Annotated in this window: 10 protein-coding genes; 4 read left to right on the top strand and 6 right to left on the bottom strand. The window is 63.0% G+C overall.

From position 1 onward, the window contains the following. Positions 1–271: 271 nt before the first annotated feature. The 3 genes from ESZ60_RS03435 (at position 272) to ESZ60_RS03425 (ending at position 2,574) form a co-directional block, all read left to right on the top strand. Positions 272–766 carry a DMT family transporter gene (locus ESZ60_RS03435; RefSeq protein WP_134679023.1) on the top strand — a complete coding sequence of 165 codons (495 nt, stop codon included), beginning with the start codon at positions 272–274 and terminating at the stop codon, positions 764–766. After that, positions 766–1,185, top strand: coding sequence for a DMT family transporter (locus ESZ60_RS03430; protein ID WP_134679022.1), 420 nt, complete (start codon positions 766–768; stop codon positions 1,183–1,185). Before ESZ60_RS03435 ends, ESZ60_RS03430 begins: the two co-directional genes overlap by 1 nt. Positions 1,186–1,359: 174 nt before the next feature. Beyond that, positions 1,360–2,574 carry a CAP domain-containing protein gene (locus ESZ60_RS03425; RefSeq protein ID WP_245155559.1) on the top strand — a complete coding sequence of 405 codons (1,215 nt, stop codon included), beginning with the start codon at positions 1,360–1,362 and terminating at the stop codon, positions 2,572–2,574. 327 nt (positions 2,575–2,901) lie between these two features. Here ESZ60_RS03425 and ESZ60_RS03420 read toward each other — a convergent pair whose 3' ends face one another. The 4 genes from ESZ60_RS03420 to ESZ60_RS03405 form a co-directional block, all read right to left on the bottom strand. After that, positions 2,902–3,504 (bottom strand): PRC-barrel domain-containing protein, encoded by a 603-nt coding sequence (locus ESZ60_RS03420; RefSeq protein ID WP_134679021.1) that lies wholly within the window; start codon positions 3,502–3,504, stop codon positions 2,902–2,904. A gap of 304 nt (positions 3,505–3,808) precedes the next feature. Continuing rightward, a complete protein-coding gene (locus ESZ60_RS03415) occupies positions 3,809–4,681 on the bottom strand; it encodes an alpha/beta hydrolase (RefSeq protein ID WP_134679020.1) in 873 nt (290 codons plus the stop codon). Between the two features lie 268 nt (positions 4,682–4,949). Then, positions 4,950–6,266: an MFS transporter gene (locus tag ESZ60_RS03410; RefSeq protein WP_134679019.1), complete on the bottom strand. Its 1,317-nt coding sequence runs from the start codon at positions 6,264–6,266 to the stop codon at positions 4,950–4,952. A gap of 48 nt (positions 6,267–6,314) precedes the next feature. Next, positions 6,315–7,349, bottom strand: a complete 1,035-nt coding sequence (locus tag ESZ60_RS03405) for an Ldh family oxidoreductase (RefSeq protein ID WP_245155558.1) — start codon at positions 7,347–7,349, stop codon at positions 6,315–6,317. A gap of 322 nt (positions 7,350–7,671) precedes the next feature. Here ESZ60_RS03405 and ESZ60_RS03400 point away from each other — a divergent pair, with 322 nt between their 5' ends. Then, the gene (locus tag ESZ60_RS03400) at positions 7,672–8,280 is read left to right on the top strand and encodes a helix-turn-helix domain-containing protein (RefSeq protein ID WP_134679017.1); all 609 of its coding nucleotides are present in this window, start codon (positions 7,672–7,674) and stop codon (positions 8,278–8,280) included. A gap of 194 nt (positions 8,281–8,474) precedes the next feature. Here the strand turns inward: ESZ60_RS03400 and ESZ60_RS03395 are convergent, their stop codons facing one another. Next, positions 8,475–9,134, bottom strand: a complete 660-nt coding sequence (locus ESZ60_RS03395; RefSeq protein ID WP_134679016.1) for a hypothetical protein — start codon at positions 9,132–9,134, stop codon at positions 8,475–8,477. A 302-nt stretch (positions 9,135–9,436) separates the two neighbouring features. Further along, positions 9,437–9,595 carry a hypothetical protein gene (locus tag ESZ60_RS20675; protein WP_167620046.1) on the bottom strand — a complete coding sequence of 53 codons (159 nt, stop codon included), beginning with the start codon at positions 9,593–9,595 and terminating at the stop codon, positions 9,437–9,439. Positions 9,596–9,910: the final 315 nt, after the last annotated feature.

The following is a 9,910-nucleotide window of genomic DNA, read 5'->3' as shown; positions in this document are numbered from 1 at the left end:
GCGGTCCATTCGACCGTCAAAAACCAGGGAGGCCTCGGGAACATTCCCGAAACCGCCAGTTCCATTTTGCCCGTTATGTCCGGCATCCATCCCGTGGGGGCTTTGCGGTCGCGCGGGGCAAGACCGGGGGGCACGCGGACAGATGCAGGGCACATGCCGCCGCTTTCGTCGGAATTGAACCCAATTCACGGGAAGTTGTAGTGCTGACGTGGGGACAATAACCGCTTTCTCCTGCATCGATCCGGATGGTCAGCCCAGCCAAGGAGCCGATATGCCGCCTTTGCCGTCTCAATCCCCCTCGAGGCGAAACGCGCCGCTCGAAATTGTCGCGGCTCTGGCGACGGGCGGGTTACTGACCTTGATGCTCTTGTCAAACAGCGCCATGGCGGCTCATACCAGTCCGCTTTTCTCATCCCTGACGGCGCATGGAACGGGTTCCGTCGTCGCCGCGCTTGCCCTGTTGGCGATCCGCCAGCGGCGCTTGGCGGGGACGCGGCCGACGCGCCGCGCGCCGCTTTGGGCCTATCTGGGCGGCGTATCGGGCGCATTGACGGTGATGCTGACCTCGCAGGCGGCGAATTCCAGTCTTGCCCTGACTGGGACGCTGGCGATCGGACTTGCCGGCCAGGTTGTGCTGGCCTTGGCCTTTGACTGTTTCGGTGCCTTGGGCATCCAGAAGCGCCTGCCCAGACGGAAAGACCTGATCGCCCTGGGTGCCATTCTGGCGGGAACCTTGCTGATTATCCGGGCTCGGGGGATGGGGTGATGCCTTACATGATCCTGATCGCCTTCGTCGCGGGGATGCTGGTCACGCTGTCGCGCCAGATCAACGGCAGGCTGGCCCTTGAAAGCTCGGCGATGCAATCCTCGTTCTGGAACCATCTCGTCGGCTTTTGCGTGCTGGCTGTGGCGGCGCAACTCTCGATCGGCTTCTGGCCCCCGGGCGCATCGGCCGCGCCCTGGCTCGCCTGGATCGGCGGCCCCTTGGGCGTCGCCTTTGTCGCCAGTGGCAGCTGGCTGATCGCGCGACTGGGTGCGACCATGACCGGCGGGCTCATGGTCGCGGGGCAGATGCTGTCCGGCGTCGCGCTGGATCTGGCGCAGGGGAGGGACGCCGTTCTATGGATGCAGCTTCTTGGGGTGCTGCTGATCCTGTGGGGCGTCTGGGCCAGTATCCGGCAGTGACGCGACCTGCCTTCTGGCCGGGACGTGGGTGGTTTTCCGCCAAGACGAGATGCGATTTTGCGCGACATCAAGCCTGCCGCATAAGCCAAGATGGCCGGACACTTGGATCGGGGCCTGCATCTTGCGACGCTCGCCCTTATCCTCGAAACGTACCGAACTGGATAATGAGCCGCCATGTCGTTTGCTTCTGCCAATGAGCGTTACTTCGTCGGTCTGGTCAATCAGGCCCGCGCTTCTGCGGGATTGCCGTCACTAGCGATCGAAAAGCGCCTCAACGATTCCGCCCAGGCCCATAGCAACTGGATGCTCGCGAGCGACGTCTTTTCTCATACCGGACGGGGCGGGTCCTCTGCCCGAGAGCGGATCGAGGCGGCGGGCTTTGATCTCTCCGGAGACTGGATGACGGCCGAGAACATCGCCTATGTCAGCATTTCGGGGGAATCCGATCTGCGGGACGAGATCCGCAGCCTGCATCAGCACCTGATGAACAGTCCCGGACATCGGGGCAATATTTTGGACGAAGATGCGGGCTTCATCGGGATAGGGCTTCAACTCGGGACGCTGCGCGTCGAGGGGCGCGATGTCCGGGTACTGATGGCGACGCAGAATTTTGCCGATACGGATGGCTCCGTTCGCATCGATATCGGCAGGTTCGGCGCGGTTTCCGACCCCTCGACGCAACTGGGGCAATTGCAAAGCCGGGCAGACTGGGCGGCAGACTTCAATGGCCGGACCTATGTCCTTCCGGGAGCGACCGAGAGCACCGGGCTGAACGACGATTACGGGCTGACGGCCCGGAATGACCGCGCCTATGGCGGTGGCGGGAATGATTGGATGAGCGGCGGGGCAGGACATGACAGTCTGTCCGGGGGGACCGGAAACGATCGGGTGATCGGCGGAGAGGGCTTCGATCAACTGGTCGGCGGCCTCGGCAATGACAGCCTGCAGGGCAGCGACGGGAACGACACCCTGTCGGGTCATGACGGACATGACCGTCTGCATGGAGACGGCGGCAATGACTCGCTGGTCGGTTCGACGGGGAATGACTGGCTGACCGGAAGTGCGGGTTTCGACAGATTGTCGGGCGGCGCGGGCAATGACACCCTGCAGGGCGGAACCGGCAATGACGCGCTGAACGGTGGTGCCGGAGCGGATGTGTTCATCTTTCAGCGCTGGCATGGCAGCGACACGATCGGCGGCTATCAGCAGGGGATCGACAAGCTGTTCATCGATGCGGATCTGCTGGATGCCCCGGCAGCATTCATCCGCGACCACATGCGCCAAGGCGAGCACGGCGTCGTTATCGACTTTGAGGATGAGGGCCGGATGATCCTGCCTGGCGACGATCTGACCGTGGCCCGCGTGGCTGATGACATCTTTTCAGTCTAGGGGCGTCGAAGACAGGACCTTCGATAAGAGGGCGACGCGCGTCACGTCGCGGGGCTGACCCTGAAAGCGCAGAAAACCGAGCCGGTTTTATAGCTTCTCAACCAGCGCCTGAGCCCGAATGTGCCCTTTTACGCCGCGAGCCTTGTAGCGGGCCAAGTCGATGGGGAAGTCGATCAGCGCGAATTTGAAGTCGGGGACGCCGGCCACGCTGCGCCATAACCGAATTCCGTGGTGGGGCGGCGTTGAAACATGAATGTCCGGACTCTCAGACGAACAAAAGAGGACGCGCCCGCATGGGGCGCGTCGCAATCATTCTGCGGTTCCGGTTCAGTCCGCCAGTTCGAAGCCCGGCGCGTTTTCAAGTGCCGCGCGATCGGCCTTGAACACGATGAAGTAGTCGTTTTCCGAATCTCCGTCGCGGATCACCATCAGCTGATCCATCGCCACCGAAACGGATTTCTCACCCATGCCGAGGAAGCCGCCGATATCCACCAGGACGGCCTTGACCTGACCATCCTTGCTGATCACGAGGTCGCTGATTTCGCCGACATCATCCCAGTTCTCGTCCACCTCGTTCATGGCGGCGGAGCCATCCACATCGGCCTCGGAGACATAGAGGCGCTTGCCGATAAAGGTCTCGGCCAGCATGTCGTCCGCCATCGCGGTATAGCCGAAATCGGTCGCCGCAACCGGGGCCGCCGCGGTCGCAGTGCCGTCAGCGGCGGTCGTGGCCGGAGTCGTGGCCGGGTCGGTAGTTGCCGGGGCAGCGGTTGCGGGGGCAGTGGTGGCGTCCGGGGCGGGCATTGCATCCGTTGCCGGGGCTTGGGTCGTCATCGGCTCGGTCGTGGTCGCCGGTTCGGTCGCGGTCTGCGCAAAGGCAGGAGCAGCGAGCGAGACGATCAGAGCGGTCGAAGCGAGAAGCTTGGTCATGGTACAATCTCCAGTGTGTTACTGGTAGGAAAAGTCAGAAAAATATGTATTTGTTCCGAACAAAAACTTAATGTGAAGGCCCCTAAAATTTGGGAACCGGACGGGCGCGCGTGAACCCGGCGCTGCCCGGAGGAACAGAGGCGCCGACTTCCAAATGACCTCGCCGAGGCGGGTGAGCGGCTCTTTCTCGAGACTCCCGCCGAGGAAGAGGGACCAGAGCCACATCCGCATCTTGCAAATGGTGGGCGCCCCGAAACTGTGCGGGATCCGACCTTGCCGCGCTGCCTTTGGCGGCGCTCTTCGATCAGGCGGGACCTGCTGCCGTCGAATGGGCGGGTTCGGTCTGCGCCTCGGCTGGCAGACGCGCCTTTATCCAGGCGAGGATATCCGCCAGAACCTCTTCCTTGCCCAGGTCATTGAGCAGGTCGTGGTAATGACCCTCGTAGATCTGGAGGGTCTTGTCTGTCGCGCCAGCATGGGCGTGGAAAAATTCGCTGCCCTTACAGACGGTCGCGCGATCCTCGCTGCCATGCAGGATCAGCAATGGCAGGGTGATCCTGTCGAAGGACCGGGCAAGCACCTCATCTGCCCGCACCAGCGCCGCCACCGTGGCGGCAGGCTGGGTCTCGCCCTTGGTCAGGGGATCTGCCTCAAGCCGGGCAAGGGCCTCGGGATCACGGGTGAAATCCTTCATCTGCAGGGTCAGCACGCCCAGACGCGGGGCCAGATGACTCAGCCCCTTGATGGCGGAGAGCACGAAGCCCGGCGCGGGAACCTGAAAGGCGAAGCTTTCGCAGATCAGCCCGTCGATCTGATCCTGTTGTTGCAGCGCATAGCTGCAGGACACGACACCGCCCGCGCTGTGTCCCAGCAGATAGACCGGCAGGCCGGGATGGCGCTCTTTGGCGATCTCGATCATGCCCGCGAGATCCGCGACGTAATCAGCGACATCCTCGACATAAAAGCGCTCACCCTCGGACTGGCCGCGCCCGCGCAGATCCAGCGCGTAGACGGCAAGGCCATGCCGCGCCATTTGCTCGGCGGTCCAGCCATGCTGCCCACCATGCGAATTGACGCCGTGACAGATGACGACCACGGCCCGAGCCGGGCCCTCAGGGCTCCAGCCGCGCATATGGATCCTGACGCCACCGGAACTGGTATAATCTTCTTCGATCATCGCGCCGCCTCCTCAATGGGGTTGCTGTCCTGCGCGCCGCTCGATCGTCCCTGCCAGGGCAGCAGGGCCTTGTGCGAACTGGACGCCGTTCATCCCAGAGAGCATAGCCGACCCGGTGCAGGGCCGTCTTGCACGTTCCTGCACCGGATTGTTCATTCGTCGGCGACCCGCGACCCTTCGCTGCGGCGCCCGTTGCATGCCCTCCGCGGGTCTGGAATGCAGAACGGCGCCCCACGGGGCGCCGTTCGTTTCATCCATGAGGAGCCGCTTACTCGGCGGGTTGCGCGACCTTGCCGCCGATATGGACGGTGCGGTTGCGGATCGCAAAGGCGCTGGCCAGAGAGATCGCCGCAAGCAGCATGATATAGAGCGCCACCGGCTGCCAGGCGTCATATTTGCCGATCAGCCAGGTCGCGATCAGCGGTGCGGTCCCGCCCGCGAGAGCCGCGCCGATCTGGTAGCCCAGGGTAATCCCGGTGTAACGCACCTTCGTCGCGAAGATCTCCGAGCAGAGCGTGCCCAGCACGGCAGTGATCGGCGACCACATCAAGCCGAAGATGATGATCGTGGCAAGCGACAGGTAGAAGGTGTTGCCGCTATTCACCATGTTGAAATACGGGAAGGCAAAGAGCCCCATCGCCAGCGCGCCCAGCACGAAGAGCAGGCGTCGGCCGATCAGGTCACCGACAAGCCCCATGACCGGGATCATCACCGAGGACACCGCCGCACCCATCATCACCGCCGTTAGGATGCTTTCGCGGGCAAAGCCGAGATTGGTCACGGCATAGCTCACGATGAAGGTCGTGAAGATGTAGAACGGCGCGGTTTCGACGACTTTCAGACCGGCCGCGATCAGCACCTCGCGCCATTGCGTGCTCAGCGTTTCGGCCAGCGGCATGCGCGAAACCTTGCCAGAGGATTTTGCTTCCTTGAAATCCGGGGTTTCGTCGATGCCATTGCGGATCCAAAGACCCAGGAAGACCAGACAGGCGCTGAGCAGGAAGGGCAGGCGCCAGCCCCATGACAGGAAGCTTTCCTCGGGCAGCAGCACCAGGATGCTGGTGATCGACAGGGTCGCAAGCAGCATGCCGATCGGCGCGCCCATCTGCGGGACCGAGCCGAAGAAGCCCTTGCGGTTCTCGGGCGCATATTCATAGGCCAGAAGCAGTGCACCGCCCCATTCGCCGCCGATGCCCAGACCCTGGATGATGCGCAGGCCGACCAGCAGGATCGGCGCCCAGATGCCGATGGATTCATAGCTCGGAAGCAGGCCGATCCCGACCGTCGCCGTGCCCATCAGCGAAAGCGTGATCACGAGCGTCTTCTTGCGGCCGATGCGGTCACCGATATGGGCGAAGATCACCCCGCCGATCGGACGGATGAAGAAGGTCAGCGAGAAGGAAAGATAGGATAGCAACAAGGCCATCGTCGGGTCTTCGCTGACGAAAAACAGCTTGTTGAACACCAGCGCCGCCGCGGTGCCATACAGAAAATAGTCGAACCATTCGATAGAGCTGCCGATCAGGCTGGCGATCAGAGCCTTGCGCCGATGGGCTGCACTGGGGACATGTGTCGTCAATGCCATCTCCTCCTGAGGATGGGTTGATTGGGCTGATCCGTTGATCAGAATGCTTTAGGCTTGGACGGCCTCGGCCGGGGCCTTCAGCGCAAGGATGGCGTCCCATTGGGCCGCGTCGACCGCGATGCCTTCCTTGGCCGCGATTTCCCGCGCCGGATATCTTTCCTCGCTCGGCAGGCGGACCGGACCACCCGAGAGAACTTCCTGAATGAGCGCCTCGACGCGCGCGGCAAAGGGCGCAAGGCTGCCCGCACCCGCCGTGGGGTCGATCACGATCAGCGTCTGGCCGGTGCGCGGGGTATGCGCGCCGGGATGCTCGCTCCAATCGACCTCATACGAGAATTGTCCGCCGACAAGGGCCGCGCAGAGGATCTCGACCATCATGGCCAGCGCCATGCCCTTGTGACCGCCAAAGGGCAGCAGCGCGCCACCGGACAGGATCGCATTCGGGTCCTGCGTCGGCTGGCCCTCGGCATCGACGCCGGTGCCGGGCAGAAGCTGGCGGCCCTGCTGGGCCGCGACCTGTACATCGCCATGCGCCATGGCCGAAGTGGCGAAATCGAACAGAAGCGGCCCGGCTTCGGCGCGGGGCGTCGCAAAGGCGATGGGGTTGGTGCCATAGACCGGCTTGGTCGAGCCGGGATGCACCACCACCGCCATGGAATTGATGACCGAGAGCGCGATCAGGCCCTTTTCCGCATAGGGTTCGACATCCAGATAAAGCGCGCCCAGATGGTGCGAATTGCGGATCGCAAGCGCGGCGATACCATTCTGGCGGGCCTTTTCCTCGACCAGAGCGCGGGCGGCGTCATGGGCCGGAAGGGTAAAGCCGTTCTGCGCATCGACGCGCACAAAACCGGGGGCGGCATCCTCGACGACCGGCCGGGCGTGACCATCCACCCAGCCCGAACGCAGGGTCGAGACATAGCCCGCCATACGAAAGAGCCCGTGGCTCTTGCTGCCGTCACGCTCGGCCGAGGCACAATTCGTCGCAAGCGCTTGCGCCACATCGTGCGAGCAGCCATTCGCGCGCAGCACTTCGCCAAGCGCGACGATCATGTCGTCAAGCGCCAAATGTCGTTTTGTCACGTCTTTCCTCCCGGTCATTCTTGACCGATTTCATGCCGGCAAGATCGATTGAATTTCGGTGGGCCGGAGCCCGCACATCCGATAAACAACTTGTATCGGATAGGCATCTTGTTTCTTATAGTGAACAGAAATCACGCCGAGCGTCAAACGAAAAGTTGATATGTCTAGACCATTTGCCGCAGGGGCACCCGAGGCAGGAAGAACCTGAGATTGCCTTTCGGGCGGATCGGATGCTAGGTGGCAAGGATCGCCCCTGGACCCGTGACCTGCGGCTAGGCCTTTAGGCCGAAAAGATAAAATGATCACCCAAGGGGCGTGAACCATGCCGACAGATGATGAAATTCGCCAGCGCATCCGGGGTTTCGGCCCGCGCATCAAGGCGCTGCGACAGGAACGGGACCTGACCGTCCGCGAACTCGCAGCCAAATGCGGGCTGGCCTCATCGACGATCTCCAAGATCGAAAACGACCGCATGTCTCCGACTTACGACAGCATTGTCCGGCTGGCGGCGGGGCTTGAAATGGGGCTTGAGACCCTTATCGACGAGCGCGCCTCGCAAATGGGGGCGGGGCGTCGCAGCGTGACGCGCGCCGGCAAGGGCATCCCTGTCCAGACCGAGCGCTACGGCTACGAACTGCTTTCGGCCGATATCTCGAACAAGCATTTCTTTCCGATAGTCGCGACCATCCCGCCCGGTCCAGCGACCGACCAGATCCGCCATCGCGGAGAGGAATTCATCTATGTCCTGTCGGGTGCGGTTCAGCTTCTGACCGAGCTTTACGCCCCCCTGATCCTGAAGCCAGGCGACAGTTGCTATTTCGACAGTTCGATGGGCCATCGTCTTGTTGCGGTCGGCGATGAAGAGGCCAGGATCCTATGGGTCGCATCCGAGCTCAGCGTCCAGCTTGCCAATCAGGTCGCGCAGCCGTAGCTGCGGCTTGCGCAGGAGAGCGGGGTGAGCGTCTCGGCCGTGGCCCCGCCTTGCCCTGAGTGCGCGTAAAAACATCCCCCGCGCAGGCGCGGATCGGCCAGAATTGCGAATGAAACGCAGGACCCTACGACCATCTGCGACCGGCGTGATTGGTATGCAGCACCTAAGTTCCGATAGAAATCCTCACCGACTTCCTATTCATCCTCGCGGGAATGGTGCAGGCCCATACCCATGCCCATCCCGCCGCCGCCTCCCGCGCCGCCCATTCCGCCGCCCGCCTTCGAGCCAGCCCCCGCGCTCTCCTTTCCGCCGGCACGGCTTGAACTGCTGTTGGGACGCGCGGGGCCCTGGCTCGGGATCTCGGCATCGGCGGGCACGGCGGCAAGACCCAGCGCCTCGCGGATGAAGTCGCGCAGCGATACGACCAACTCGGCGGTGTGGATCGGCCGTCCGGCGACCATTTCAGCAGCGGCGCGGCTGGCAAGACGCACCTGTTCCTCGGTGCCAAGCAGGATGATGTCCGAGAGCGCCGCCTCGACCGCGTCGCGGATCCGGCGCGCCCGGTCCGAGCCCGGGACAGGAAGTTCGATCCCCTCGTCAGCCTGCCTCTGGCGCAACTCGCGCATATGGCTCGGATCCACCCGCAATTCACCGGTAAAGGAGCCCCCGAGCGCTTTATAGGCCGCGATCAGAACGCGCAGGCGCTCGTTGATCTGTCGGTTCATGCGTTGCTGGCGCTGCTGGATGGTGAGCAGCATCAGGACGCGGATCCCGACGCCCACAAGGGTAAAGACCGCGAGCCCCAAAAGCGTCGTGAACACCCCGTGCCACGAACTGAAATCGAAATAGCGCATGGCTGCCTCCCGAGCCGACCGAGGAAAGACTGCGGGCCATCGCCCGATCCGTCAACCGCCCGGCGCGGATCGGTACCGTCAGGAGCAGCTGTCAGAAGCCCATCGAGCAGATCAGCTTGAAGGTCTGGGCGCGGCGATGGCCATCGATGCCGTCGTCGTATAGGCCGCGTTTAAATACACCCCACTCCCGCGCTTGCTGCCAAGGGCGATCTGGCTCTAGAGGTCGTTTGCGTCGTCCATGAACTCGCCGACCAAGTTCTCGAACTCGTGTTTCATACCCAGTTCGAATTGGCAACCAGTCGCTAGGCTTGAAGCTTGGCATCTCGATCCGCGCGATGGCAATCGATCTCGGCCTCGGAGACAGTCGCACCTTTGCTGTTGGTGCGCTCGTCAGGGGTGATGTGCTGGGCGACGACACCGAGACGCGGATGCAAGACCCATCTCTTGCGGAGTGTCGTCATGTCGCGATTCGTCACGACGAGATCTCCCTGTGCCGCATGGCGTCGGCATCTCGGCGTCGCCCCGCCTCGCGATGAGCCGATGCGCCATCGCCCAATTCTCACTGATGATGTAGAGCAAGCCGCCGCGCAGCCCGGCAGAGGTCGAGACGATTTCCGCGCCATTTTGCTGTGTTGGTTTCGGCCTGCTGGGCTCCGGCCTGGCGCTATGGCGCGCGGGACTATTGGCGGATCGAGACGCATGAAGGCCCGCGGCTCTGGCTGTATCGCACCCCGCAAGCGGCCTCAAAGGACTGGTATGCGCAGGGGGTGTTCCTG

It is taken from the genome of Paracoccus ravus (assembly GCF_004522175.1).
GTDB lineage: Bacteria > Pseudomonadota > Alphaproteobacteria > Rhodobacterales > Rhodobacteraceae > Paracoccus > Paracoccus ravus.
The sequence above is the reverse complement of the archived record's forward strand: the minus strand, read 5'-3'. Positions and strand labels throughout refer to the sequence as shown.